This is a genomic window from Nocardioides cavernaquae (assembly GCF_003600895.1).
GTDB classification, from domain to species: domain Bacteria; phylum Actinomycetota; class Actinomycetes; order Propionibacteriales; family Nocardioidaceae; genus Nocardioides; species Nocardioides cavernaquae.
The window spans coordinates 1,699,921-1,724,976 of sequence record NZ_QYRP01000002.1 but is presented as its reverse complement, the minus strand read 5'-3'; the positions used below and the strand labels follow the sequence as shown (position 1 = coordinate 1,724,976).

General features: G+C 68.3%; 33 protein-coding genes. 5 read left to right on the top strand and 28 right to left on the bottom strand.

Translation table 11 applies throughout. The features are described from left to right. Window positions 1–9: 9 nt before the first annotated feature. On the bottom strand, window positions 10–375 hold the full coding sequence (locus D4739_RS08470) for a holo-ACP synthase (RefSeq protein WP_120060215.1): 366 nt from the start codon (window positions 373–375) through the stop codon (window positions 10–12). 49 nt (window positions 376–424) lie between these two features. Beyond that, window positions 425–2,290 carry a glutamine--fructose-6-phosphate transaminase (isomerizing) gene (gene glmS, locus D4739_RS08465; RefSeq protein WP_120060214.1) on the bottom strand — a complete coding sequence of 622 codons (1,866 nt, stop codon included), beginning with the start codon at window positions 2,288–2,290 and terminating at the stop codon, window positions 425–427. 82 nt (window positions 2,291–2,372) lie between these two features. Here glmS and coaA point away from each other — a divergent pair, with 82 nt between their 5' ends. Beyond that, on the top strand, window positions 2,373–3,389 hold the full coding sequence (gene coaA, locus D4739_RS08460) for a type I pantothenate kinase (RefSeq protein WP_120060213.1): 1,017 nt from the start codon (window positions 2,373–2,375) through the stop codon (window positions 3,387–3,389). Window positions 3,390–3,446: 57 nt separating this feature from the next. Here coaA and D4739_RS08455 read toward each other — a convergent pair whose 3' ends face one another. The 5 genes from D4739_RS08455 to rplM are packed head-to-tail and all read right to left on the bottom strand — an operon-like array spanning window position 3,447 to window position 7,638. After that, window positions 3,447–4,193, bottom strand: coding sequence for a DUF8017 domain-containing protein (locus D4739_RS08455; RefSeq protein ID WP_120060212.1), 747 nt, complete (start codon window positions 4,191–4,193; stop codon window positions 3,447–3,449). A gap of 15 nt (window positions 4,194–4,208) precedes the next feature. Beyond that, the gene (locus D4739_RS08450; RefSeq protein ID WP_147384852.1) at window positions 4,209–5,231 is read right to left on the bottom strand and encodes a GNAT family N-acetyltransferase; all 1,023 of its coding nucleotides are present in this window, start codon (window positions 5,229–5,231) and stop codon (window positions 4,209–4,211) included. Window positions 5,232–5,291: 60 nt separating this feature from the next. Beyond that, window positions 5,292–6,641: a phosphoglucosamine mutase gene (gene glmM, locus D4739_RS08445; protein WP_120060210.1), complete on the bottom strand. Its 1,350-nt coding sequence runs from the start codon at window positions 6,639–6,641 to the stop codon at window positions 5,292–5,294. A gap of 29 nt (window positions 6,642–6,670) precedes the next feature. Further along, window positions 6,671–7,174, bottom strand: a complete 504-nt coding sequence (gene rpsI, locus D4739_RS08440; protein ID WP_120060209.1) for a 30S ribosomal protein S9 — start codon at window positions 7,172–7,174, stop codon at window positions 6,671–6,673. A 20-nt stretch (window positions 7,175–7,194) separates the two neighbouring features. Continuing rightward, window positions 7,195–7,638, bottom strand: a complete 444-nt coding sequence (rplM, locus tag D4739_RS08435; RefSeq protein ID WP_120061812.1) for a 50S ribosomal protein L13 — start codon at window positions 7,636–7,638, stop codon at window positions 7,195–7,197. 374 nt (window positions 7,639–8,012) lie between these two features. On the opposite strand from rplM, the gene D4739_RS08430 reads away from it, so the two are divergent. Together D4739_RS08430 and D4739_RS08425 are read left to right on the top strand one after the other, a co-directional pair. Next, complete coding sequence (locus D4739_RS08430; RefSeq protein WP_238473577.1) at window positions 8,013–9,302, top strand: citrate synthase; 1,290 nt, start codon at window positions 8,013–8,015, stop codon at window positions 9,300–9,302. A gap of 191 nt (window positions 9,303–9,493) precedes the next feature. After that, the gene (locus tag D4739_RS08425) at window positions 9,494–9,982 is read left to right on the top strand and encodes a hypothetical protein (protein WP_120060207.1); all 489 of its coding nucleotides are present in this window, start codon (window positions 9,494–9,496) and stop codon (window positions 9,980–9,982) included. A 14-nt stretch (window positions 9,983–9,996) separates the two neighbouring features. Here the strand turns inward: D4739_RS08425 and D4739_RS08420 are convergent, their stop codons facing one another. The 3 genes from D4739_RS08420 to truA all read right to left on the bottom strand — a co-directional run bounded on the left by D4739_RS08420 (window position 9,997) and on the right by truA (window position 12,110). Continuing rightward, a complete protein-coding gene (locus tag D4739_RS08420; RefSeq protein ID WP_120060206.1) occupies window positions 9,997–10,566 on the bottom strand; it encodes a hypothetical protein in 570 nt (189 codons plus the stop codon). A gap of 97 nt (window positions 10,567–10,663) precedes the next feature. Then, complete coding sequence (locus tag D4739_RS08415) at window positions 10,664–11,281, bottom strand: class I SAM-dependent methyltransferase (protein WP_120060205.1); 618 nt, start codon at window positions 11,279–11,281, stop codon at window positions 10,664–10,666. Beyond that, the gene (gene truA / locus D4739_RS08410) at window positions 11,274–12,110 is read right to left on the bottom strand and encodes a tRNA pseudouridine(38-40) synthase TruA (RefSeq protein WP_120060204.1); all 837 of its coding nucleotides are present in this window, start codon (window positions 12,108–12,110) and stop codon (window positions 11,274–11,276) included. The genes D4739_RS08415 and truA overlap by 8 nt, the downstream gene beginning before the upstream one ends. Window positions 12,111–12,237: 127 nt before the next feature. Here truA and D4739_RS08405 point away from each other — a divergent pair, with 127 nt between their 5' ends. Continuing rightward, complete coding sequence (locus tag D4739_RS08405) at window positions 12,238–12,984, top strand: DUF2786 domain-containing protein (RefSeq protein WP_120060203.1); 747 nt, start codon at window positions 12,238–12,240, stop codon at window positions 12,982–12,984. After that, entirely contained in the window at window positions 12,981–13,898 is a 918-nt protein-coding gene (locus D4739_RS08400) for a hypothetical protein (protein WP_147384850.1), read from the top strand. The genes D4739_RS08405 and D4739_RS08400 overlap by 4 nt, the downstream gene beginning before the upstream one ends. Window positions 13,899–13,960: 62 nt before the next feature. Here D4739_RS08400 and rplQ read toward each other — a convergent pair whose 3' ends face one another. The 18 genes from rplQ to D4739_RS08310 form a co-directional block, all read right to left on the bottom strand. Then, window positions 13,961–14,611: a 50S ribosomal protein L17, sunset domain variant gene (gene rplQ / locus D4739_RS17430; RefSeq protein WP_120060201.1), complete on the bottom strand. Its 651-nt coding sequence runs from the start codon at window positions 14,609–14,611 to the stop codon at window positions 13,961–13,963. A gap of 122 nt (window positions 14,612–14,733) precedes the next feature. Beyond that, on the bottom strand, window positions 14,734–15,750 hold the full coding sequence (locus D4739_RS08390) for a DNA-directed RNA polymerase subunit alpha (RefSeq protein WP_120060200.1): 1,017 nt from the start codon (window positions 15,748–15,750) through the stop codon (window positions 14,734–14,736). 110 nt (window positions 15,751–15,860) lie between these two features. Further along, window positions 15,861–16,469: a 30S ribosomal protein S4 gene (gene rpsD, locus D4739_RS08385; RefSeq protein ID WP_120060199.1), complete on the bottom strand. Its 609-nt coding sequence runs from the start codon at window positions 16,467–16,469 to the stop codon at window positions 15,861–15,863. Window positions 16,470–16,498: 29 nt separating this feature from the next. Continuing rightward, complete coding sequence (gene rpsK / locus D4739_RS08380; RefSeq protein ID WP_120060198.1) at window positions 16,499–16,906, bottom strand: 30S ribosomal protein S11; 408 nt, start codon at window positions 16,904–16,906, stop codon at window positions 16,499–16,501. A 70-nt stretch (window positions 16,907–16,976) separates the two neighbouring features. Further along, window positions 16,977–17,348 (bottom strand): 30S ribosomal protein S13, encoded by a 372-nt coding sequence (gene rpsM / locus D4739_RS08375; RefSeq protein WP_120060197.1) that lies wholly within the window; start codon window positions 17,346–17,348, stop codon window positions 16,977–16,979. Window positions 17,349–17,542: 194 nt separating this feature from the next. After that, the gene (gene rpmJ / locus D4739_RS08370; RefSeq protein ID WP_008361054.1) at window positions 17,543–17,656 is read right to left on the bottom strand and encodes a 50S ribosomal protein L36; all 114 of its coding nucleotides are present in this window, start codon (window positions 17,654–17,656) and stop codon (window positions 17,543–17,545) included. A 28-nt stretch (window positions 17,657–17,684) separates the two neighbouring features. Then, window positions 17,685–17,906, bottom strand: a complete 222-nt coding sequence (gene infA, locus D4739_RS08365) for a translation initiation factor IF-1 (protein ID WP_056887142.1) — start codon at window positions 17,904–17,906, stop codon at window positions 17,685–17,687. A 219-nt stretch (window positions 17,907–18,125) separates the two neighbouring features. Continuing rightward, the gene (locus D4739_RS08360; protein WP_238473576.1) at window positions 18,126–19,184 is read right to left on the bottom strand and encodes an LLM class flavin-dependent oxidoreductase; all 1,059 of its coding nucleotides are present in this window, start codon (window positions 19,182–19,184) and stop codon (window positions 18,126–18,128) included. Window positions 19,185–19,234: 50 nt separating this feature from the next. Then, the gene (map, locus tag D4739_RS08355; RefSeq protein ID WP_120060196.1) at window positions 19,235–20,086 is read right to left on the bottom strand and encodes a type I methionyl aminopeptidase; all 852 of its coding nucleotides are present in this window, start codon (window positions 20,084–20,086) and stop codon (window positions 19,235–19,237) included. 8 nt (window positions 20,087–20,094) lie between these two features. After that, window positions 20,095–20,667 (bottom strand): adenylate kinase, encoded by a 573-nt coding sequence (locus D4739_RS08350; protein ID WP_120060195.1) that lies wholly within the window; start codon window positions 20,665–20,667, stop codon window positions 20,095–20,097. After that, window positions 20,667–21,971, bottom strand: coding sequence for a preprotein translocase subunit SecY (gene secY, locus D4739_RS08345; protein WP_120060193.1), 1,305 nt, complete (start codon window positions 21,969–21,971; stop codon window positions 20,667–20,669). The genes D4739_RS08350 and secY overlap by 1 nt, the downstream gene beginning before the upstream one ends. 157 nt (window positions 21,972–22,128) lie before the next feature. Further along, a complete protein-coding gene (gene rplO / locus D4739_RS08340; RefSeq protein ID WP_120060191.1) occupies window positions 22,129–22,572 on the bottom strand; it encodes a 50S ribosomal protein L15 in 444 nt (147 codons plus the stop codon). 1 nt (window position 22,573) lies between these two features. Beyond that, window positions 22,574–22,756 (bottom strand): 50S ribosomal protein L30, encoded by a 183-nt coding sequence (gene rpmD, locus D4739_RS08335; RefSeq protein WP_120060189.1) that lies wholly within the window; start codon window positions 22,754–22,756, stop codon window positions 22,574–22,576. Further along, on the bottom strand, window positions 22,756–23,370 hold the full coding sequence (gene rpsE / locus D4739_RS08330) for a 30S ribosomal protein S5 (RefSeq protein ID WP_120060187.1): 615 nt from the start codon (window positions 23,368–23,370) through the stop codon (window positions 22,756–22,758). The genes rpmD and rpsE overlap by 1 nt, the downstream gene beginning before the upstream one ends. A 34-nt stretch (window positions 23,371–23,404) precedes the next feature. Next, window positions 23,405–23,788 carry a 50S ribosomal protein L18 gene (rplR, locus tag D4739_RS08325; protein WP_120060185.1) on the bottom strand — a complete coding sequence of 128 codons (384 nt, stop codon included), beginning with the start codon at window positions 23,786–23,788 and terminating at the stop codon, window positions 23,405–23,407. 2 nt (window positions 23,789–23,790) lie between these two features. Beyond that, entirely contained in the window at window positions 23,791–24,333 is a 543-nt protein-coding gene (gene rplF / locus D4739_RS08320; protein WP_120060183.1) for a 50S ribosomal protein L6, read from the bottom strand. A 29-nt stretch (window positions 24,334–24,362) separates the two neighbouring features. After that, window positions 24,363–24,782 carry a 30S ribosomal protein S8 gene (gene rpsH / locus D4739_RS08315; RefSeq protein ID WP_120060181.1) on the bottom strand — a complete coding sequence of 140 codons (420 nt, stop codon included), beginning with the start codon at window positions 24,780–24,782 and terminating at the stop codon, window positions 24,363–24,365. A gap of 88 nt (window positions 24,783–24,870) precedes the next feature. After that, window positions 24,871–25,056, bottom strand: a complete 186-nt coding sequence (locus D4739_RS08310; protein WP_010831721.1) for a type Z 30S ribosomal protein S14 — start codon at window positions 25,054–25,056, stop codon at window positions 24,871–24,873.

Here is a 25,056-nt window from a genome sequence, read left to right as displayed (position 1 = left end):
CCCGGGAGGTCACCCCTCCAGGATGACGTAGGCCGTGGCGATGCCACCGTCGTGCGCGAGCGAGAGGTGCACGGACTTCACCCCGAGCGCGTGCGCTGCGGTCCGCACCGTGCCGGTGATCACGAGCTCGGGCTTGCCCGACTCGGCCGTGACCACCTCGGCGTCCTGCCAGGAGAGGCCGGCCGGCGCCTCCAGCGCCTTGGCGATGGCCTCCTTGGCGGCGAACCGGGCCGCCAGGGACTGGTCGGACCGCGGGTTGTGGTCGGGACCGAGCTCACCGGGCGTGAAGAGCCGGTCGCGCATGCCCGGGGTGCGCGCGAGCGACTCGGCGAACCGGGCGACGTCGACCACGTCGACGCCCAATCCGACGATCACGCGGTCACCCCAGCCGACCCAGCCAATCCAGCCGCCCCGACCACGACGATCACTCGACCGTGACGGACTTCGCCAGGTTGCGGGGCTGGTCGACGTCGTGTCCCATGAGCGTGGCGAGCTCGCAGGCGAACAGCTGCAGCGGGACCGCGGCAACCAGCGGCTGGAGCAGCGTGGGCACCTTGGGCAGCCGGATCAGCACATCGGCGTACGGCTCGATGGCGGTGTCGCCGTCCTCGGCCAGGCAGATGGTGCGGGCGCCTCGCGCTCGGACCTCCTGGATGCCGGAGATCATCTTCTCGTGCAGCTGGTCGCGGCCGCGGGGCGGCACGACGCACCAGATCGGCAGGTCCTGCTCGACCAGCGCGATCGGGCCGTGCTTGAGCTCACCGGCGGCGAAGCCCTCGGCGTGGAGGTAGGCCAGCTCCTTGAGCTTGAGCGCACCCTCGAGCGCGACCGGGTAGCCCGCGTGACGGCCGAGGAAGAGCACCGACCGCGCCCCCACGTAGGACTTGGCGAGGGCATAGACCTCTTCCTCCCGGTCGAGGACCGTCTGGATGTGGCCCGGCATCGCCTCGAGCTGGTCCATCACCTGGTTGATCTCGTCGCCGTAGCGGGTGCCCTTGACCTGCGCGAGGTAGAGCGCGAGCAGGTAGCAGGCCACGAGCTGGGTCAGGAAGCCCTTGGTCGAGGCGACACCGATCTCGGGACCGGCGTGGGTGTAGATCACCGCGTCGGACTCACGCGGGATCGTCGAGCCGTTGGTGTTGCAGATCGCGAGCACCTTGGAGCGCTGCGTGCGCGCGTGGCGGATCGCCTGCAGGGTGTCGGCGGTCTCGCCGGACTGCGAGATCGCGACGACCAGGGTCTCACGGGTCAGGATCGGGTCGCGGTAGCGGAACTCGGAGGCCAGCTCGACCTCGCACGGGATCCGGCACCAGTGCTCGATGGCGTACTTCGCGACCATGCCCGCGTAGAACGACGTGCCGCAGGCGATGATGATGACCTTGTCGATGTCACGCAGGTCCTCGTCGGAGATGCGCACCTCGTCGAGCTGCAGCTGGCCGGCCGGGGTGCGGCGACCGAGCAGCGAGTCCGCGACGGCGCGCGGCTGCTCGTGGATCTCCTTGCGCATGAACCAGTCGTGGCCGTCCTTCTCGGCGGCCGACAGGTCCCAGTCGACGTGGTAGCGCGTGCCGTCGGACGGGGTGCCGTCGAAGTTGGTGACAGCGACGCCCTCGCGGGTGATCGTGACGACCTGGTCCTGGCCGAGCTCCATCGCCTCGCGGGTGTGCTCGATGAAGGCGGCGACGTCGGAGCCGAGGAAGTTCTCGCCCTCGCCGAGGCCCACGACCAACGGCGAGTTGCGGCGGGCGGCGACCACGCGGTCGGCGTCCTGGGCGTCGATGGCGACGAGCGTGAACGCGCCCTCCATCTGCCGGCAGGCGGCCTGCATCGCGGCGGTCAGGTCGACGCCCTTCACGAGCTCGCGCTCGACCAGGTGGGCGGCGACCTCGGTGTCGGTCTCCGAGAGCAGCTCATGTCCGTCGGCCTCGAGCGAGGAGCGCAGCTCGGCGAAGTTCTCGATGATGCCGTTGTGGACCAGCGCCAGGCGGCGCTCGTTGCCGAGGTGCGGGTGTGCGTTGCGGTCGGTCGGCGCACCGTGGGTGGCCCAGCGGGTGTGACCGATGCCGGTGGTGGAGGGAGGCAGCGGGTGGTCCGCGATCTCCTTCTCCAGGTTGGCCAGCTTGCCGGCCTTCTTGTCCGACGCGAGGGCACCCGAGCCCGCAGTGCCGTCCGGGCCGCACACGACGGCGATGCCGGCGGAGTCATAGCCGCGGTACTCGAGACGGCGGAGGCCCTCGATGACGACACCCTGAGCCTGCTTGTCACCGACGTAACCCACGATTCCGCACATGGGGAGGAGTCTACGGTCTCCACTCTTTCGTTTTGGGGGACCGTTCGGCCCGGCAATCCGCACTCCTGCAACAATTCCCGGCATGTCGTCCACCGACGCCCCCGATCTGCCCGGCCCTGGGACCGGACAGACCGAACGGAGCGAGCCTCGCCCGGAGCCGCGCGAAGCCTCGCCGTACGTCGAGCTGGACCGCGCCGCGTGGGCGGAGCTCGCCGAGTCCACCGAGTCACCGCTGACGCGTGAGGAGATCGAGGCCCTCCGTGGCCTCGGCGACGAGCTCGACCTGGACGAGGTGCTGCAGGTCTACCTGCCGCTGTCCCGCCTCCTGTCGATGTACGTCGAGTCGGCCGGCCGCCTGCACCGCAAGCAGGAGGAGTTCCTCAACGAGCCACAGCCGCCGCGCACGCCGTTCGTGATCGGCCTGGCCGGATCGGTCGCCGTGGGCAAGTCGACGTCAGCCCGCCTGCTGCAGCAGATGCTCGCCCACTGGCCACAGCACCCCTCGGTGGCGCTCGTGACCACCGACGGCTTCCTGCTCCCCAACGCCGAGCTCGAGCGTCGTGGCATCCTGCACCGCAAGGGCTTCCCCGAGTCCTACGACCGCAAGGCCCTGCTCCGGTTCGTCATCGACATCAAGTCCGGCCGCGAAGAGGTCCAGGCGCCGACGTACTCGCACCTGGTCTACGACGTCGTCCCCGACGAGAAGGTGACGATCCGCAAGCCCGACATCGTCATCGTCGAGGGCCTCAACGTCCTCCAGCCGGCCCGTGTGCGCGACGACGGCCGCACCGGCCTCGCGGTCTCCGACTTCTTCGACTTCACCGTCTACGTCGACGCCGCGGCCACCGACATCCGCCGCTGGTACGTCGAGCGGTTCCTGCGCCTGCGCGAGACCGCCTTCCGCAAGCCGGGGTCGTACTTCGCCCGCTATGGCGCCTTCACCGAGGACGAGGCGCGCGCGGAGGCCGAGCGGATCTGGGACACCATCAACGGCCCGAACCTGATGGAGAACGTCCTCCCGACGCGCTCGCGCGCCACCCTCGTGCTGCGCAAGGACCCGGACCACTCGGTCCGCTACGTCCGCCTGCGCAAGCTCTGACCCCGCCGAGAGGTCACCCCTGGTCCGCCGAGAGGTCAATTTTGGCGGACCGAGAGGTCAGCTCTGGCGCAAGGAGCCCAGCACCGCGGTGTACGCCGCGTCCGACGGGCTCCCACCCACCCCGAGGAACCGCGCCACGACCAGCGATCGGACCTCGTCACCGGCCACCAGCCCCACAACCGTGAGCTCCGCGGTGTCACCCGCGCAGGGGTTCGCCGAATCCTTCAGGTCGAGGGTGACCGATGCGGCCACCGCACGCTCTCCCTCCGCGAGGTCGATCGCCCGCACGCTCGGCGCGGGCACCTCGGCACCCGACCTCATCGCGGCGTAGCCCCGCACCCACCCCGCGGCCGCAGCGCGAGCCACCCCCTCCGGGTTGGTCGAGCGAACCGGCGCCCCGAGCAACGCCCAGGCAACCGGCACGGGCGCCATGTCTGCGCGGCAGTCGTTGGCCCAGGACTGGGAGAGCGCGAGTCCCTCGACGGTCACCTGCCCCTCGTCCCGGTAGGCGACAGCCTCCTCGAGTGGACGCGAGCGCCAGCCCGGCGGCACGGCGTACGAACTGCCGTCCGGTCCCGACACGCGCCGCCAGCCCGCGGGGACCGTGACCGCGGGCGCGGGAACCGCGGCAGCAGCGGGAGGCACCGCGGAGAGCGCTGCGGACGCGGCCTCCCCCGGCCGCTGCTCCGCTGATCCCGGCGGTGTCCGCAGCACCGCACCGAGCACACCGAGCGCCACCACGCAGCACAGCCCGACCACGGCCACGACGGTGGCGACGGAGCGGAGCCGGGGCAGGGAGGTCACCGCCCCATCATGCGCTCAGAGACGCTTCTGGAACTCCCCGAGACGCCCCACCCTGTGGAAACCGAGCAGCTCGTTGACGCCGATCATGTGCTCGTTGACCGCGGCGTTCCAGGTCGCGATCTCGGCTGCGGGCACGCCTTCGGCCTGCAGGGCGCGGTGGTTGGCGACCTTCACCGCGAGCCCGAGCCGGTGGCCGCGGTGCGCGGGAACGACGAGCGTGCCCCACTGGTGGCACAGGGCCTTGTCATCCGCCGACACCGCAACGGAGGTGTAGGCGACCGGCACCCCCGCCGCATCGAGAGCCAGCGTGTGCCATGGCGTCAGTCCCTGGCGCTCGAGGCTTGCCTCCCGGTCACGCCAGCCCGAGACCGAGGCGTCCTCGGCCTCCATGTCCAGCTCACCCATGGGCGCCTCGACCACGAGCGATCCCGCCATCGCCGCGACACCCTCCACCCACTCGTCGGGGACCGGACCGGCGAACGACACCAGGCGATAGCCGGCGTGGTGCGGAGCCGCGGAGGCCGCCAGGCCCTCCAGGAGCTCCTCGTCGATCGGCAGCGCACAGCGACGCTGGATGTCGCCGAGTGCGAACTCGAAGCCGTGCGCACGCGCGAACTCCGCGCTCGCCGACCCGGCACCGTCCTCGGGCGCCTCGAGCGGGTAGGAGACCTCCGCGATCGCGCTCACGCGGCCGCGCGCGCGTGCCTCGCCCTCGAGCCGGGCCAGCAACGCCGAGCCGATCCCCTGCCTGCGGAACTCCGGCACCACCTGCACCTCCACCTGGGCGAGGTGCAGGTTGTCCGCCAGCGGCGTCTCGACGAAGCCCACCGCCACGAGGGTGTCGTCGCGGTGCGCCGACCACGCACCGAACCACCGGTACGCCGTGGGGACCCGGACCATGTCGACGGTCTCGGCCAGCCGGAACGGGCACGCATCGACCCGCGCGTGCGTGTCCGAGGCGACGTACGCCGCGTGCCACGCCGCGATCTCGGCGTCGGAGGCGTCGGGCGCGACCTGGTGGAACCGCAACTCACTCACGTCGTACGACGCTAGGCCGTGCTCCCGCGAGGGGCCACCGATTTTATCGCGGCGCCTGGGTCAGGAGAGCGAGAGCCGCTCGCGGACCACGTCGGCCAGCTTCTCGGCGACCGAGTTGGCCTCTTCGAGGGAGACGGCCTCGACCATGACGCGCACCAGCGGCTCGGTGCCGGACGCACGCAGCAGCACGCGGCCGTCGTCGCCCAGGCCGGCCTCGGCCTCGGCCACGGCAGCGGTGAGCACCTCGTCGGTGTCGCAACGCGTGCGGTCGACCTCGGGCACGTTGAGCAGGACCTGCGGGAGCCGGGTCATCATGGCGGCCAGCTGCTGCAGGGACTTGCCGGTCATGGCCATGCGCTCGAGGAGGTGGAGCGCGGTGAGGATGCCGTCGCCGGTGGTGGCGTGGTCGCTCATGATCACGTGGCCGGACTGCTCACCGCCCAGCGAGTAGCCCTCGGCCTTCATGGCCTCGAGCACGTAGCGGTCGCCGACCTTGGTCTGCACGACCTTGATGCCGGTCGCGTTGAGTGCGCGGTTGAAGCCGAGGTTGCTCATGACGGTGGCAACGACGGTGTCGTCAACGAGCTTGCCCTGGTCGCGCAGCGACTCGGCCAGGATGCAGAGGATCTGGTCTCCGTCGACGACGTTGCCCTCGTGGTCGACGGCCAGGCAGCGGTCCGCGTCGCCGTCGAGTGCGAAGCCCACGTCGGCGCCGTCCTTGACCACGGCCGCCTGCAGGTTGCCCAGGTGGGTCGAACCGCAGCCGTCGTTGATGTTCAGGCCGTCGGGCTGTGCGTGGATCGCGGTCACCTTGGCGCCGGCGTTCTCCAGCGCGCGTGGGCCCGCATCGGACGCTGCGCCCTCGGCGCAGTCGAGGACGACGCGGAGACCGGCGAGCGGCTTGGAGGTGGTCTGCACGAGGTGCTCGACGTAATCGTCCAGCGCGGCGTCGTACGTCGTGACGCGGCCGACGTCGCCTCCGGTCGGCCTGGTCCAGGCCTCACCCATGCGCTGCTCGATCGCGACCTCGATCGCGTCGTCGAGCTTCACGCCACCGCGGGCGAGGAACTTGATGCCGTTGTCCGGCATCGGGTTGTGCGAGGCGCTGAGCATGACACCGAGGTCAGCATCCAGCGACGCAGTCAGGTAGGCGACACCCGGAGTGGGGACGACACCGAGGAGCAGTACGTCGACTCCGGCCGACGCGAGGCCCGCGACGACGGCTGCCTCGAGGAACTGCCCGGAAATGCGCGTGTCCCGACCCACCACGGCGAGGGGGCGAGCCCCCGCGAACTCACCGCGGTCGGTCAGGACATGTGCTGCGGCAACGGAGAGGTCCAGGGCCAGCTCAGCGGTGAGAACACCGTTGGCCAGTCCCCGGACCCCGTCCGTGCCGAAAAGGTTTGCCACAGAAGGCAGTGTCGCAGAGAGCCGACAGATCAGCGCTTGCTGAACTGCGACGCCTTGCGGGCCTTCTTGAGACCGGCCTTCTTGCGCTCCACGACGCGAGCGTCGCGGGTCAGCAGACCGGCCTTCTTGAGCTCGGGGCGGTTGGCCTCGACGTCGATCGCGTTCAGCGAGCGGGCAACGCCCAGGCGCAGCGCACCGGCCTGGCCGGCGGAGCCGCCGCCGTGGATGCGGGCGATGACGTCGAAACGACCCTCGAGCTGCAGCGTCGCGAACGGCTCGTTCGCGATCTGACGGTGCAGGGCGTTCGGGAAGTAGTCGTTCAGCTCACGACCGTTGATGGTCCACACGCCGGTGCCCGGAACGATCCGGACGCGGGCGACGGCTTCCTTGCGGCGGCCGGTGGCAGCGCCAGGAGCAATGGTGGCGGGCTTCAGCGGAGCGTCGGCAGACGCCTCGGACTCGGAGGTGTAGGCGACACCCTGCTCGTCGGCGACGAAGGTCTCTTCGACCTCAGCGGTAGCGTTCTCGGTCACGTTGATTTCCTTGTCTACAGTCACTGGGAGATCTGCGTGATCTCGAACGGCTTGGCCTGCTGGGCCGCGTGCGGGTGCTCAGGGCCCGAGTAGACCTTGAGCTTCTTCAGCATCTGGCGGCCCAGGCGGTTCTTGGGGAGCATGCCCCAGACAGCCTTCTCGATCGCCTTGCGTGCGTCGTTCTCGAGGAGCTCACCGATCGGCGTCGAGGACAGACCGCCCGGGTAACCCGAGTGGCGGTACGCGAGCTTGGTGGTCTTCTTGGTGCCGGAGAGGTGAACCTTCTCGGCGTTGATGATGATGACGAAGTCGCCCATGTCCATGTGCGGAGCGAAGGTCGGCTTGTGCTTGCCGCGAAGGAGGTTCGCGGTCTGGACGGCGAGGCGTCCGAGCACGACGTCGTTGGCGTCGATGATGAGCCATTCACGCTGGATGTCAGCGGGCTTGGGGCTGTAGGTGCGCAAGGCGATCACAGCTTTCTCGTTCGTGGTTCCCCAGCCGGGAAGTCCCCGGCAGGGAGTCCCCTCCCTCAGCGGCAGGCGAGCCTGTACGTCGATCGGGGGCGGCGGCTTCTGACGAACACGGCCCGGCTTTCCCAGCGCACTCGAACGAACGAGTGGCGGGTGTCCGGATCTGCATTGCCCCGGCTGTGAGACCGATGGTGGGCAACGCGGCAGGAGTCGCGACAGACAAGGGTAAGCGGCGGCGCGCTGCCCGGTCAAAACGGCGTACCCACGCCTGAACGGCGTAGCGCACCCGTGATCCGTGAGGTGGTGAGATGCCCGTGGGCCGGACACCCGCTATCCGCCGTCTCCACCCGCAGCCTAGTGTGGCCTCCGTGACTGATTCATTGACCATCAGGGACAACCGCACGGGCGCCGAATACGAGGTTCCCATCGTCGACGGAACGATCAAGGCCGCAGACCTCGGCAAGATCAAGACCTCCGACGACGAGCCCGGCCTGTCGACCTATGACCCCGGCTTCGTCAACACCGCCTCCTGCAAGAGCGCCATCACGTTCATCGATGGCGACAAGGGCATCCTCGAGTACCGGGGCTATCCGATCGAGCAGCTTGCCGAGGAGTCGACGTTCCTCGAAGTCGCCTACCTCCTCGTCTACGGAGAGCTCCCGACCAAGGAGCAGTACGAGGCCTGGGTCCACGAGATCACCTACCACACCTTCGTGCACGAGAACGTCAAGGCGTTCATGCAGGGCTTCCGCTACGACGCGCACCCGATGGGCATGGTCATGGCCTCCGTCGGCGCGCTGTCGACCTTCTACCCGGATGCGCGCAACATCGAGGACGCCGACAACCGGCACATGCAGATCGTGCGCATGATCGCCAAGATGCCGACCCTCGGCGCCTGGTCGTTCCGCCACGCGCAGGGCAAGCCCTACGTCTACCCGGACAACGAGCTCTCCTACACCGAGAACTTCCTCTCGATGCTCTTCAAGATGAGCGAGCAGAAGTTCAACGCCGACCCGCGCCTGGTGAAGGCGCTCGACGTGCTCTTCATCCTGCACGCCGACCACGAGCAGAACTGCTCGACCAACGCGGTCCGCTCCGTCGGCTCCTCGCAGGTCGACCCGTACTCCGCGGTCGCCGCCGGCGTCGGCGCCCTCTACGGCCCGCTGCACGGTGGCGCCAACGAGGCCGTGCTCCGCATGCTCAAGCGCATCGGTTCGGTCGAGAACATCCCCGCGTTCATCGAGGGTGTGAAGAACGGCAACGAGCGCCTGATGGGCTTCGGGCACCGGGTCTACAAGAACTTCGACCCGCGCGCGAAGATCATCAAGAAGGCCTGCGACGACGTCTTCGAGGTGACCGGCGTCAACCCGCTGCTGGCGATCGCCAAGGAGCTCGAGAAGATCGCGCTCGAGGACGAGTACTTCATCAAGCGCAAGCTCTACCCCAACGTGGACTTCTACTCGGGTCTCATCTACGAGGCGCTGCAGTTCCCGCCGGAGATGTTCACCGTGCTCTTCGCGATCGGCCGCGCGCCGGGCTGGCTGGCCCAGTGGCAGGAGCTGATCACGGACAAGGAGCAGAAGATCGCCCGTCCGAAGCAGGTCTACACCGGTGACCGGACGCTCAAGTTCGTTCCCCGCGAGGAGCGCTGGGCCTAGGAAGTGCAGGAAGCCCCGGACCGGACCCGCGCCAGCGGACCCGATCCGGGGCTTCCTCCCATTTCCGCCGAAAGGTCACCCCTGGCGGGCCGAGACGTCACCTTTGGCGCGCCGACACGTCAATCATGCCGAGCAAGGCAGCGCGCACAAACCCGTGGCCGAGTCCCTCCGCCGTGCCCTAGGTTCGCCCCATGCACGTGATCTTCCGCAAGGTGGACGAGAAGCGCTACCTGATCGGGCTGCGCCGCGATGACCCGCACGACACCGGCCCTGACGTCCCGCCCCGGATCGGTCCCGGCGGCGGCCCGGTCCCGCATGACCTCGTGCACTTCGCCATCGAGGAGGTGCTCGGCATCCGGCTCGGCATCTTCGGGCAGCTGGCCGCGGGAGGCGACTGCGACGGCTTCTTCTTCCCGGCGCCCGAGGATCGCAAGAAGCTGGCCGATGCCCGACGCAACAAGCGGATCAGCGAGGCCGGACGGAGCGACGCAGTGCGCTCCGAGCTGATCGCGGCGCTCGTGGGCCACGACGGCACCGTCCGCCACAAGCCGGAGCTGCTCTCCGACGACGAGCACCGCCGCGTCTCCTCACGCATCGCCGACCTCATCGGCCACTGGGAGCAGACCGGGCACGGCGAGGACCTGGTCCTGCACTGGCCCAGCCGCAAGGTCCGCCTCTGAGCCGCGCCGGTGGGTCAGTCGGCCCACTCCCATGACGCGAGCAGCGGAGTGATCAGCTCGGCGAGGCCCGCGCGGTCCTTCGCCTCGCCGGCCACGAGAACCATCGCTCCGCGCTGGTCGTCACCGATCGCGACCATGATCTTCCGGTACGGCGGCGCCGACTCGGCCCACGCGCAGTCGACGATCCGGTAGCTGGCTCCGAAGGTGTCGTCGGTGCGGTCCCGGCGGCACGTGGCGCCCTGCTTGCCCAGCGCCGTGGCCGAGTAGATCGCCACCGCCTCGGCGTCGTCGATCGACGCCGCAGAGGTGACGTAGACCTCGCGACTGACCTCGAGCGCATCCACAGCGGCCAGGGTCACCGGGCCGTCGAGGGCCTCAGGCGCCTTCACCCAGCCTTCGGGAAGCACCAGGCTGGAAGCACCGTCCGACGTCTCCTGGCGACCCGAGAAGGGCACCGGCTGGCTGGACGTGCTGGGGTCGTCCTCCTGGCTGGACGTGCTGGGGTCGTCCTCCTGGCCGCACGCCGCCAGGGTGCCGGCGAGCAGGAGCGGAAGGACCAGGGCAGGTACGACGCGACGGAGCATGGCGCACATCCAAGCAGGCCCACCTGAGAACCCCCACCTGGGTCAGTATCCAGCCGGGTCAGGCAGCCGGGTCAGGCAGCCGGGTCAGGCAGCCGGGTCAGCTGGCCGGGCCGTCAGCCGGACGGATCGACTCGAGGATGCGGAACCCCTTCGAGCTGCCGACCCGCTCGGTGGGGTAACCCTGCTCGGTCAGCCAGCGCTGGAGCGAGTCGCCACCGAGGTTCTTGCCGACGACCATGACCGCACGACCGCCCGGCACGAGCCGCGGCAGCCAGGTCAGCAACAGCTCGTGGAGCGCCTCCTTGCCGATGCGGATCGGCGGGTTGGACCAGATCTCGTCGAAGGTGGCGTTGGAGGGCACCTGGTCCGGCGTACAGGCCACCACCCGGCCGGTGACGCCCATCGCCTGGGCGTTCTCGTTCATCAGGCGCACGGCGCGCTCGTTGACGTCGACACCCCACACCGACGCGAGCGGGACAGCCCGCGCGATGGCCAGGCCGATGGCGCCGTAGCCACAGCCGAGATCGAGGAAGCGACCCTGGATCGGAGGCTCGGTCTCACGGAAGAGCGCCGCGGTGCCGATGTCGATGCGCCCGCGCGCGAAGACTCCGGAGCCGCTGTCGAGCTTCAGCTCGTGGCCCCAGATCTCGGCCACGACCGGCTCCCGCTTGAACGGGACCGACGGGTCGGCGGAGAAGTAGTGCTCGTCATCCATCGGTGTGCTCCCGCTTCGCGCGGGCCAGCTCGGCCTGTCGCGCCAGTTGATCGGCCGGCGGGTAGCCGACCTCCTCGAGGGTCAGTCCATGCGGCGGGACCACCCGGACCGCAGGATCGCGCGACGCCGCGCTCAGGACCTTGCCCGCCCACTCCGGTTCCCGGCTTCCCTCGCCGACCGCGAGCATGCAGCCCACGAGGGCTCGGACCATCGAGTGGCAGAAGGCATCCGCTCGCACGGTCGCGACGGCGCGGTCGTCGGCGTCGCGGTACCAGTGCACGTCGAGCAGGGTGCGGATCGTCGTGGCGCCCTCACGCTTCTTGCAGAAGGACGCGAAGTCGTGCAGCCCGATCAGCATCCGGCTGGCCTCGTTCATGGCAACCAGGTCGAGCGGGCCGCGCCAGGACAGGACGTGCCCACGCGTCAGCGGGTCGAGCAGCTCGGGCCGATCCGCGACGCGGTAGGCGTACCGGCGCCAGACCGCGGAGAACCGCGCGTCGAAGCCCTCCGGCGCCTCCTGTACGCCGTGGACCCGCAGGTCGGCGTCCAGGATGCCGTTCAGGCGGCGCTGCAGTGCCAGGAAGCGGTCTTCACCGGCGCGTCCCGCAGCGGCCTCGAGGACCGCAGGGTCGACGTCGACGTGCGTGACCTGGCCACGCGCGTGGACGCCCGTGTCGGTGCGCCCCGCACAGACGACCCGCACCTCCGGCAACCGGAGCGCGGTCGCGAGGGCCGCTTCGAGCTCACCCTGGACCGTGCGCAGGGAAGGCTGGACGGCCCAGCCCTTGAAGCCGCCACCGTCATAGGCAAGGTCGATCCGCAGTCGCACGCAAGCATCTTCCCATCCGGCCCGCCTGTGTCGGCGACGGGACCTGTGGAGGACGGAGCCGAGTCCTGCCCCGACTGTCGGAGGCCGCTGCCAGCCTCGTCATCCCGACCCGGAAGGATGTGCCCTGATGACCGATCCGACGAGCGACCCCATGCTGGCGAAGGTCCGCAAGCTGCTCGCCAAGGCAGCCGACCCTGCCACGACACCTGCCGAGGCAGAGTCCTACACCGCCAAGGCGGCCGCGCTGATCGCGGCGTATGGCATCGATCGCGCGCTGCTGGCGGGCGATGATCCTTCGGTCGACCCGGTCGGCGACCGCGTGATCGGGCTGGACGCTCCGTATGCCGCCGACAAGGCGGACCTGCTGTCGGTGATCGCCCACGAGCTGCGCTGCAAGGCGGTCCGCCGCGTCCGGCACACCGATGACGGCAAGGAGATCTCCCTCCACCTCTTCGGCCACGCGGGAGACCTGGACCGCTCCGAGGTGCTCTTCACGAGCCTGCTGCTGCACGCGATCCGCGACCTGACCCGCACACCGGTCCCCCGCGGCCAGCACGCCGCTGCATTCCGCCGGTCGTGGCTGGCCGGCTTCACCCATGCCGTCGGTCAGCGCCTCGCCGACGCAGAGCGCGCGGCTGCCGCCGAGGCAGCTCCACGGTTCGCGGCCGCGGGCAGCACCGCAGCGCTCGTCCTCGCTGACCGGTCCGAGCTGGTCACCGAGGCGATGCACCACGAGTACCCCCGACTTCGCACCGGGCGGGCCCGGGTCCTGACCGGATCGGGGCGGCGCAACGGCTGGGAGTCGGGGCAGCGGGCGGACCTGGGTGACCGCGCACGCCTGGCCCGCGGTTCACGCGGCATACTGCCCTCATGAAGCGTGTCCCCGCTGTTCTCGTGGCGGCCGGGCTCTCCCTCTCTGCGGCGTGTCAGCCATCGGGCGAGAGCGCCCTCGGCCAGCGCCCGACCGCCTACCCTGCCGTCGGGGAGTCCTCGATCGCCACGAGCGGCCCAGCGGCCCGGCGGGCGTTGATCGCTGCCGCCGAGGGTGCCGCTGAGGCAGTGCTGGGCTACGACTACCGCACGCTCGACCAGGACGCGGCCCAGACCCGCAGCCTGCTGACTCCAGCGTTCCGGCGCTCCTACAACAACTTCGTCGGCCGCCTGCGTGTCAGCGCCGAGAAGCAGCACGCGCGCGCCAGCGCGACTGTCGTCGACGCCGCCATCATCGGCTCGACGGCGACCCGTGCCTCGGTGCTGGTCTTCGTCGATCAGTCACTCAGCACATCCGCGGGTCGTCGCGACACGGGTTCGTCGGCCGTCCTCACCCTGGACAGCCGCCACGGCCGATGGCTCCTCGCCTCGCTCGAGACCGGCGCGCCGAAGCAGCCGGTGGTCGACGCACGCCCACCCGCCCGGGCCGCACTCGCTGCCGCAGCTGCGGTCGCCGATGCCTATGCCGACCTCAGCTGGCAGCACCCGACGGCCGACATCGAGCGCGTGCTCTCCCTCAGCTCCGGAGAGTTCCGCGCGGCCTACAACGCAGCCGCCCCCGAGCTGATCCGCCGCACGACCGAGTCGCGCACGACCCAGCAGGGCAGCGTCATCGCCGCAGGGCTCGACGTCCTGCGCGCCGACCGGGCCCAGGTGCTGGTCGGGCTGACCGGGAGCACTCAGATCGGCGAGGGGCAGCCCAGCTCGCACGCGGTCCGGCTCGTCGTGACCCTCGAGCGCCGCGACGGCAGCTGGCTCGCCACAGCGCTCCGCGTCGTACCCACACCGGACGGGTGACCCGCACATGCACGAAGGTCCGCCACCCCGAGGGGTGACGGACCTTCGATTCAGAGCTGGTGTCAGCCGGCCTTGGTGAAGCCAGCGGCCTCAGCGGCCTCCTCGGTGCGGAACCACACCTCGGCGACCGTCTGGTCGTACCACTGCGACGCGGGCGTGTGGAACTTCATCGAGTCCTTGTTGCCCTTGATCTCGAAGCCCTCGGGAGCGGAACCGTCCTCGAGCGGCTCGGCGACGTCGGCGTTGCCGTCGACGTCAGCAACCGTGGCGACCTCGGTCTCGACGACCTCGGTCTCCTCGACCGGAGCCTCAACGACCTCAGCGGCCGGAGCAGCCTTCGGGGCCTTCGGCGAGAACGCCTCGGTCACGAGCTCGATGACCGCCATGGGGGCGTTGTCGCCCTTGCGCGGACCGATCTTGGTGATGCGGGTGTAGCCGCCGGGACGCTCCGCCATGAGCGGGGCGATCTCGGTGAAGAGGACGTGCACGACACCCTTGTCGCGGATGGTCTTGAGGACCTCGCGGCGGTTGTGCAGGTCGCCCTTCTTGGCCTTGGTGATCAGCTTCTCGGCGTGGGGACGCAGCACACGGGCCTTGGCCTCGGTGGTGGTGATCCGGCCGTGCTCGAACAGGGCGGTGGCCAGGTTCGAGATGATCAGGCGCTGGTGGGCGGGCGAACCGCCGAGGCGGTAACCCTTCTTCGGAGCGGGCATGGTTCTCTCTTTTCTCTCGGGCCGTATCAGGTACCCGGGTAGACGAGCGGCGAGAGCCGCTCGATTTTCAGGTGGTGATCAGGACGCCGGCGCGGACGTGCCGCGCCGGCATCCGGATGCGATCAGTACTGCTCGTCCTCGACGAAGGTGTCGTCATCGTCGTCGCCGTACGCCGCGAGGGCGGCGGCGGCGTCGAAGCCCGGCGCGCTGTCCTTGAGGGACAGGCCCATCTCGACGAGCTTGCCCTTGACCTCATCGATCGACTTGGAACCGAAGTTCCGGATGTCGAGGAGGTCCTGCTCCGAGCGGCTGATGAGCTCACCCACGGTGTGGATGCCCTCGCGCTTGAGGCAGTTGTAGGAGCGGACGGTCAGCTGCAGGTCCTCGACCGGGAGGGCGAGGTCGGCAGCCAGCTGCTCGTCGATCGGGGACGGGCCGATGTCGATGCCCTCGGCCTCGACGTTCAGCTCGCGGGCCAGGCCGAAGAGCTCGACCAGGGTCTTGCCGGCCGAGGCGATGGCGTCGCGGGGCTTGATCGACGGCTTCGTCTCGACGTCGATGACCAGCTTGTCGAAGTCCGTGCGCTGCTCGACACGGGTGGCCTCGACCTTGTAGGTCACCTTGAGGACGGGGCTGTAGATCGAGTCGACCGGCATGCGGCCGATCTCGTTGTCAGCGCCCTTGTTCTGGACGGCGGAGACGTAGCCGCGGCCACGCTCCACGACGAGCTCCATCTCGAGCTTGCCCTTGTCGGACAGCGTCGCGATCTTGAGCTCGGGGTTGTGGACCTCGACACCAGCCGGGGGCTGGATGTCGGCCGCGGTGACAACACCGGCGCCCGACTTGCGGAGGTACATCGTGACAGGCTCGTCGTTCTCCGAGGAGACGACGAGAGCCTTGAGGTTGAGGATGACCTCGGTGATGTCTTCCTTGACGCCCTCGACAGTCGAGAACTCGTGGAGGACGGAGTCCACCTTGATGCTGGTGACCGAGGCGCCCGGGATGCTCGAGAGCAGGGTGCGACGGAGGGAGTTTCCGAGGGTGTAGCCGAAGCCAGGCTCCAGCGGCTCGATGACGAACCGCGAGCGGAACTCGTCGACGACCTCTTCGGAGAGGGTGGGGCGCTGTGCGATAAGCACTGATTCATTCCTTCCCGGGACCGACCACCATTTGACGGACCCGAACTTCGAGGTGAGGGAAGTTGTGGAGCTCGGCAGGAGGCCCCGGTCTGGGACCTCCTACCGTCGAATCACTTCTTCGAGTAGTACTCAACGATCAGCTGCTCCTGGACGGGCAGGTCGATCTGCGCCCGAACAGGAAGCTGGTGAACCAGGATCCGCATGCGACCCGGGATGGCCTGCAGCCACGCCGGAACAACGCGCTCGCCGTGGGTCTCGCGAGCCACGATGAACGGGGTCATCTCCAGCGACTTCTCGCGGACGTCGATGATGTCGTACTGCGACACCTGGTACGACGGGATGTTGACCTTCTTGCCGTTCACCAGGAAGTGGCCGTGGACCACGAGCTGGCGAGCAGCCTTGCGGGTGCGGGCGAAGCCAGCGCGGTACACGACGTTGTCGAGGCGGGCCTCGAGCAGCTGGAGGAGGTTCTCACCAGTCTTGCCGGAGCGACGGTTCGCCTCGACGTAGTACTTGTGGAACTGCTTCTCCATCACGCCGTAGGTGAAGCGAGCCTTCTGCTTCTCACGAAGCTGGAGAAGGAACTCGCTCTCCTTGATGCGGCCGCGGCCGTGCTGGCCGGGCGGGTAGGGACGCTTCTCGAAAGCTGCGTCTCCGCCAACGAGGTCGACACCGAGACGGCGCGACTTCTTGGTCATGGGGCCGGTGTAACGAGCCATAACTCAGTTGTCTCCTTAGGTCTCGGTGATCAGACGCGACGGCGCTTGGGCGGGCGGCAGCCGTTGTGCGGGGCGGGCGTGACGTCCTGAATGGTGCCGACCTCGAGGCCGATGGCACCGAGCGAACGGATCGCGGTCTCGCGACCAGAACCCGGGCCCTTGACGAAGACGTCGATCTTCTTCATGCCGTGCTCCATGGCGCGACGGCCAGCGGCCTCCGCAGCCATCTGCGCAGCGAACGGCGTGGACTTGCGCGAGCCCTTGAAGCCGACGGTGCCGGCAGAGGCCCACGAGATCACGGCACCGGTGGGGTCCGTGATGGTGACGATGGTGTTGTTGAACGTGCTCTTGATGTGGGCTTCGCCCTGAGCAACGTTCTTCTTCTCCTTGCGGCGAATCTTGGTCTTCGCCGCAGCCTGTCGGCTCTTGGGAGGCATTCAATATCTCCTGAGGTGGCTGGTCTGTGAGTTTCGAGGAATCAGAAGGATCTGAGCGCTGGGCGCTAGATCACTTCTTCTTCTTGCCGGCGACAGTCCGCTTCGGACCCTTGCGGGTACGAGCGTTGGTCTTGGTGCGCTGACCGCGGACCGGAAGGCCCATGCGGTGGCGGCGACCCTGGTAGCTACCGATCTCGATCTTGCGGCGGATGTCGGCCTGGACCTCGCGACGGAGGTCACCCTCGATCTTGAAGTTGGCTTCGATCTCGTCGCGGAGCTTGACCAGCTCCTCGTCGCCCAGCTCGTGGACGCGGAGGTTCGGGTTGACCCCGGTGGCGGCCAGCAGCTGCTGGGCGCGGGTACGGCCGATGCCGTAGATGTAGGTGAGTGCGATCTCGATGCGCTTGTCGCGCGGGAGGTCTACACCAACGAGGCGTGCCATTGTCTGGCGTTTCCCTTCGGTAATTCACAGAGGTGTCTGGTCGTGTCGCGTCCCGGATGGGTCTCCAGGCTCCGGCCTCTGTTCCGGAGGTGACTTCACCGCGTCTTTCGATGCGGCTAGCGACTCGATTTGAGTGGTTGTTCAGTTGTGGAGCACCGGCGGCGCGAGGCCACCGGCTGCGAGTGAGCCGGAGCTCAGCCCTGACGCTGCTTGTGGCGCGGGTTCTCGCAGATCACCATGACGCGGCCGTGGCGACGGATCACCTTGCACTTGTCACAGATCTTCTTGACGCTGGGGTTGACCTTCATCAGAAGGACCTTTCAGTTCGGCTGCTGATCACTTGTAGCGGTAGACGATCCGACCTCGCGTGAGGTCGTACGGCGAGAGCTCCACCACGACCCGGTCCTCGGGGAGGATCCGGATGTAGTGCTGGCGCATCTTGCCGCTGATGTGAGCGAGAACCTTGTGCCCATTGCTCAGCTCCACACGGAACATCGCGTTGGGGAGGGCTTCAGTGATGACGCCCTCGAGTTCAATCACGCCTTCTTTCTTCGGCATGCCGTCCTTACTGATCGTGTTTCTCTACCGGTGGCCCGGGAACCTCTCGTCGTCGGGACGAGTGGACCTCGTGAATCGTCTCGATGAGCCTCATTTACCCCGGGCACGCGCCAGCATCGTGACCGATGCTGGAGTTGTGAACCGGGCAGCCGCGAGGCACCACGAAACGGACCCACGTTGGGCCGACAGGCAAGTCTAGTCAGATCGGCGCGCTTCCACCTAATCGGACAAGGCGTGCGCTAGCAGCTCCAGCGTCGCCTCACGGGCCGGCGAAGCCTCCCTCGGCGTGCCCACGTGCGCGCCCGCAACCGGGTGGATCATCACCTCGTCGACCTCGTACGTCGCGGCAAGGGCCCGCACCTGCGCGGCGGCCGCTGCCGGGTCCCCGATCACCCAGCGACGCAGCATCGCCGCCGCCAGCCGCTCGTGCTCCAAAGCGATGCCGACCTCCTCCGCATCCTCGACCAGGCGCTGGGCGAAAAGGTCGGAACCGGTCCTCAGTGCCACCATCGCCTGCTGGTTGGGCAGGGCCAGGCGCTGCGCCTCGGCGTACGTGTCAGCGACGACGGCGTTGACGGTCAGGAAGGTCCGCGGCTCGGGGTGTTCAGGACTGGGCCGGTACGCCGAGCGGTAGAGCCCGAGCGCTTCGGCCGTGCCGCGACCGGCGAAGTGGTGCGCGAAGACGTAGGGCAGCCCCCGCTCCGCCGCAAGGCGGGCGGAGTAGTCGGAGGACCCGAGGAGCCAGACGTCCGGGGTGCTGCGGGCGGCAGGCGTGGCGCGGAGCGGGTGCAGCCTGCCCCCGACCTGCATTCCGACACCGTCCGGCGAGAGCAGCAGCCGCACGTCGTCGACGTACTCGGGGAAGCGGGCGACCGGGTCCTCCCCCGACGATCCTGCCCCGTCGCGCAGCGCATAGCGGGTCAACGGGTCCGTGCCCGGAGCCCGGCCGATGCCGAGGTCGATCCGTCCCGGGTGCGCCGCCTCGAGGAGCGCGAACTGCTCGGCGACGACGAGCGGGGCGTGGTTCGGGAGCATCACGCCACCCGAACCGACCCGGATCCGCGACGTTGCCGCGGCGATCATCGCGATCAGGACCGGTGGGTTGGTGGCGGCGACGCCCGGCATGTTGTGGTGCTCCGCCACCCAGTAGCGGCGGAAGCCGAGGCGGTCCGCAACCTGCGCAAGGCTTCGCGAGGCGGAGACCGCATCGCGGGTGGACTGGTCCGCCCGCACCGGCACGAGGTCGAGGACGGACAGGTGAGGGTGGGCCGGGGTCACGGTGCTGCAACCTGCGGACGGCTCGGGTTGTTCCCCGACAAGGCCCCTGATCAGGCGGAGCCGGGAAGGCCGCCGAAGGGAACGCCGAGCTCGGCGAGCCGGGCCTCTCCCCCGTCGAGCGCGGTGAGCACCCAGGCGCCGCTCGCCGTGAGACCGATGCTGTGCTCGTAGTGGGCAGCCCAGCTGCCATCGGCAGTGGCGATCGTCCACTCGTCGTCGTAGGTCTTCCACCGGTGCGAACCGAGGGTGACCATCGGCTCGATGGCGAGCGCCAGGCCACGCTCGAGCTTGGGACCGCGGCCGGCCCGGCCGTAGTTGGGGACGTTCGGAGCCATGTGCATCTCGGAGCCGATGCCGTGGCCCGTGAAGTCCTCGAGGATGCCCCAGCTGCCGCCACCGGGGTGGGGCTGGCTGCGGACGTAGGACTCGACCGCTGCGGAGATGTCGGTGACGCGCCCGCCCAGACGCATCGCAGCGATGCCGCGCCACAGCGACTCCTCGGTCACACGCATCAGCTCGGCGACGTCAGGCGCGACTTCGCCCACCGCGACGGTGATCGCGGCGTCGCCGTGCCAGCCCTCGACGATCGCGCCGCAGTCGATCGAGATGATGTCGCCGACCTTCAGCACCCGCTGGTTGGGGATGCCGTGCACGATCTCGTCGTTGACCGATGCACAGATCGACGACGGGAACGGCGGGTGGCTGTAGCCCTTGAAGGACGGGATGCCCCCGTGGGAGCGGATGTTGTCCTCCGCGATCGCGTCGAGCTCCGCGGTGCTGGTCCCCGCCCGGACGGACGAGCGAAGCAGCTCCAGGGTCTCGCCGACCAGGAGCCCGGCCTTCCGCATGAGGCGGATCTGCTCGGGCGTCTTGATCTCGACACCGCGATCGCGAAGGGCCATCGAATCCGTCAGCCCCGCAGCGAGTCGACCACTGCGGCGATGCGCGCAGCGACCTCGTCGATCGTGCCGATGCCGTCGACCTCGTGCAGGATGCCGTGATCGCGGTAGAGCGGCACGAGCGCGGCGGTCTCCGCGTCGTACACGTCCTGGCGGTGGCGGATGACCTCTTCGGTGTCATCGGCCCGGCCGCTGGTCTCCGCGCGCTTGATCATGCGCTGCACCAGCTCTTCACGGTCCTCGACCACGAGCGAGATGACGCCATCGAGCTTGGCGCCCAGCGACGCGAGGATGTCATCGAGCTCGACGACCTGGTCTGCGGTGCGCGGGTAGCCGTCGAGCACGAACGCCGCGGCGTCGGGCTCTGCGAGGCGGTTGCGGACCATGCCGTTGGTGACCTCGTCGGGGACGTACTGGCCGGCGTCCATGTACTGCTTGGCGAGCTTGCCCAGGTCGGTCTCGTTCGCGAGGTTCTCGCGGAACATGTCTCCGGTGGAGATGTGGGCGCCACCGATGCTCGTGGCGAGGTCGACGGCCTGAGTGCCCTTGCCCGCGCCTGGCGGACCCATGAGAAGAAGACGCATCAGCGGAGGAACCCTTCGTAGTTGCGCTGCTGGAGCTGGCTCTCGATCTGCTTCACCGTGTCCAGCGCAACACCGACCATGATCAAGATGGAGGTGCCGCCGAAGGGGAAGTTCTGGCTCGCGTTGATCACCGCGAAGGCGATCAACGGAACCAGCGAGATCAGACCGAGGTAGAGAGCTCCCGGCAGCGTGATCCGGGAAAGGACATACCCGAGGTAGTCCTCGGTCGGCTTGCCCGCCCGGATCCCGGGGATGAAGCCGCCGTACTTCTTCATGTTGTCCGCAACTTCGTTCGGGTTGAACGTGATCGAGACGTAGAAGTAGGTGAAGAAGACAATGAGGCCGAAGAAGAGGGCCATGTAGAGCGGGTGGTCGCCGCCGACGAAGTAGTCGCTGAGGAACTGGACCCACTTCGGCTGGGGGCTCTGACCCTGGTTGAACTGGACCGCCATTGCAGGCAGGTAGAGCAGCGACGAGGCGAAGATGACCGGGATGATGCCGGCCTGGTTCACCTTGAGCGGGATGTACGTCGAACTGCCGCCGAACATCTTGCGGCCCACCATGCGCTTGGCGTACTGCACCGGGATGCGCCGCTGGGACTGCTCGATGAAGATGACGCCGGCGACGATGATCAGACCGATCACCATGACGATGCCGAAGGTCCACCAGCCCTTGGTGGCCTGGACCTGCCAGAGGGCAGCCGGGAAGGTCGCGACGACCTGGCAGAAGATCAGGATCGACATGCCGTTGCCGACTCCGCGGTCCGTGATCAGCTCGCCGAGCCACATGATGACGGCGGTGCCCGCAGTCATGGTGATCACCATGACGAGGAAGACCTGGACGCTCTCGTTGTCGTAGAGCAGGTCGCGCTCACAGCCCTGCAGCAGCTGCTTCGAACGGGCCAGGGCGACGATGCCGGTGGCCTGGAGCAGCGCGAGGGCGAGCGTCAGGTAGCGGGTGTACTGCGTGATCTTGGTCTGCCCTGCCTGACCCTCCTTCTTGAGGGCCTCGAGGCGCGGGATCACGACCACGAGCAGCTGCAGAATGATGCTCGCGGTGATGTACGGCATGATGCCGAGCGCGAAAATCGTCAGCTGCAGGAGCGCGCCACCTGAGAACAGGTTGATCAGGTTGTAGACGCTGTCGTCCTTCACGCCCTCGATGCACTGCTGGACGTTGGCGGCATTGACGCCCGGCGCCGGCAGCTGTGAGCCGAATCGGAAGAGCACGATGACAAACAGCACGAACAGCAACTTGCGTCGCAGGTCCGGCGTCCGGAAGGCGTTAGCAAACGCGCCTAGCACGAGTCCCTCTTCTCAGTACGGCCCAGCAGGGTCATGGTCGAGCCCGTACGGCGCAGGCCGCACAGGCTCGGCGAAGCCTAACAGGCAGGTGTGTGTCACAAACCGCGCGAGGGGCACCGGACGGATCCGGTGCCCCTCGCGTGTGTTCAGCTATCGATCAGGCGACGATGACGCTGCCGCCGGCAGCCTCGATCTTCTCCTTGGCAGCGCCGGAGAAGGCGTCGGCGGTCACCTGGACGGCGACGGTGATGTCGCCCGATCCGAGGACCTTGACCGGGAAACCGTCACGGACGGCGCCCTTGGCAATGAGGTCGGCGACCGTGATGGTGCCACCCTCCGGGAACAGCTCGCCGAGGCGGTCCAGGTTCACGACCTGGAACACGACCTTGAACGGGTTCCGGAAGCCCTTGAGCTTCGGGAGCCGCATGTGGATCGGCATCTGACCACCCTCGAAGGCGGTCGGAACCTGGTAGCGAGCCTTGGTGCCCTTGGTACCACGACCAGCGGTCTTACCCTTGGAGCCCTCACCACGACCCACGCGGGTCTTGGCAGTCTTGGCACCGGGGGCAGGACGCAGGTGGTGCAGCTTGAGCGCGGCCATGTCAGTCGACCTCCTCAACCGTCACAAGGTGACGGACCGTGTTGACCATGCCCCGGATCTCCGGGCGGTCTTCCTTGACTACGACGTCACCGATGCGCTTCAGGCCCAGGGTGCGAAGGGTCTCGCGCTGGTTGGCCTTGACGCCGACGACGCCACGCTTCTGCTCGACCTTGAGGCGTGCCATCAGTTGGTCGCCTCCGCCCGAGCCTTCAGCAGGGCTGCCGGGGCGACGTGCTCGACGGGGAGGCCACGGCGGGCCGCAACGGCCTCGGGCTCCTCGAGCATCTTCAGCGCCGCGACAGTCGCGTGAACGATGTTGATCTGGTTGGACGAACCGAGCGACTTGCTCAGGACGTCGTGGATGCCGGCGCACTCGAGAACTGCGCGCACCGGACCGCCGGCGATCACACCGGTACCGGGGGAAGCCGGCTTGAGCAGGACGACGCCTGCAGCCTTCTCGCCCTGGACCGGGTGCGGGATGGTGCCCTGGATGCGGGGAACCTTGAAGAAGGCCTTCTTCGCTTCCTCGACACCCTTGGCGATCGCCGCGGGGACTTCCTTGGCCTTGCCGTAACCGACGCCGACCATGCCTTCGCCGTCACCGACGATCACGAGGGCGGTGAAGCTGAAGCGACGACCACCCTTCACGACCTTGGCGACACGGTTGATCGCGACGACACGCTCGATGTAGGCGGTCTTGTCGGCTGCCTGGTCGCCGCGACGACCGTCGCGGCCTCCACGACCGCCCGACTGGCGCTCGCCACCGGCGCGCTGACCGCGCTGCTGGGCTCCGCTCATCAGACTTTCCTCTTCTCTCTTGTCTCTGTCGCGATCAGAAGGTCAGACCGGCTTCGCGGGCGGAATCCGCCAGCGCAGCGATGCGACCGTGGTACTTGTTACCGGCGCGGTCGAAGACCACGCTCTCGACGCCCGCAGCCTTCGCGCGCTCGGCAACGAGCTCGCCGACCTTGCGTGCCTTGGCCGACTTGTCGCCCTCGAAGGAGCGGACATCCGCCTCCATGGTGGACGCGTAGGCCAGCGTCTTGCCGACCAGGTCGTTCACGACCTGGACGGAGATGTGCTTGGCAGAGCGCGTCACGACCAGGCGCGGACGCTCGTCCGTACCGGAGATCTTCTTGCGACCACGAACCTGGCGGCGCAGGCGCGAACGCACCCGGGCCGAGGTGTGCTTGTTGTTCTTCAGGGAAATCGCCATGGTTACTTACCGGCCTTTCCGACCTTGCGGCGGATGTGCTCGCCGCTGTAGCGGACGCCCTTGCCCTTGTAGGGCTCCGGCTTGCGCAACTTGCGGATGTTGGCGGCAACCTCACCGACGAGCTGCTTGTCGATGCCCACGACGCCGAGCTTCGTCGGGCCTTCCGTGGTGAAGGTGATGCCCTCGGGAGCGTTGAACGTGATCACGTGGGAGTAGCCGAGCTGGAACTCCAGCTGGGTCGGGCCCTTGGGGAGGACGCGGTAACCCACGCCCACGATCTCGAGCTTCTTCTCGTAACCCTCGGTCACGCCCACGACCATGTTGCTGATCAGTGTGCGGGTCAGGCCGTGCAGCGACTTCGCAATGCGATCGTCGTTGGGGCGCTTGACCTCGAGAATGCCATCCTCGCCGCGCTCGATGGTGATCGGAGCGGCGATCGTGTGGGTCAGGGTGCCCTTGGGGCCCTTGACCGTCACGTCGCTGCCGTCGATCGCCACGTCAACACCGGACGGGACCGCGATGGGGAGCTTGCCAATACGCGACATGCTTCTAATCCTTCCTGGTCTTGTCCGGGTTACCAGACGTAGGCGAGGACTTCCCCACCCACGCCCTTCTGGTTCGCCTGGCGGTCGGTGAGCAGGCCCTGGGACGTCGAGATGATCGCGACACCCAGTCCGCCGAGCACCTTCGGGAGACCCGTGGACTTGGCGTAGACCCGGAGGCCCGGCTTGCTGATGCGGCGCACGCCAGCGATGGAACGCTCGCGGTTGCGGCCGTACTTGAGGGTGATGGTGAGCGTCTTGCCGACGGCCTCCTGGCCCTCGGAGTCGACGTTGTCCTTCACGTCGTACGAGGTGATGTAGCCCTCCTGCTTGAGGATGTCAGCGACACCCTGCTTCAGCTTGGAGTAAGGCATCGACACCGCGTCGTGGTACGCCTGGTTGGCGTTGCGCAGACGCGTGAGCATGTCTGCGATCGGGTCAGTCATCGTCATGATGCGTGTTCTCTCTCTTGCTGCGGTTTCCGTCCGCTCAACGGCGGGGCGGACCTTCAGCTGTCGTTGGAATCTCGGGGTGCCCTGGTCACCAGGAGGACTTGGTCACGCCGGGCAGCTCGCCCCGGTGAGCCATCTCCCGGAGGCAGATACGGCACAGGCCGAACTTCCGGTAGACAGCCTTCGGACGACCGCAGCGCTGGCAGCGCGTGTAGCCACGCACCGCGAACTTGGGCTTGCGGGCAGCCTTGACCTTCAGCGAAGTCTTCGCCAT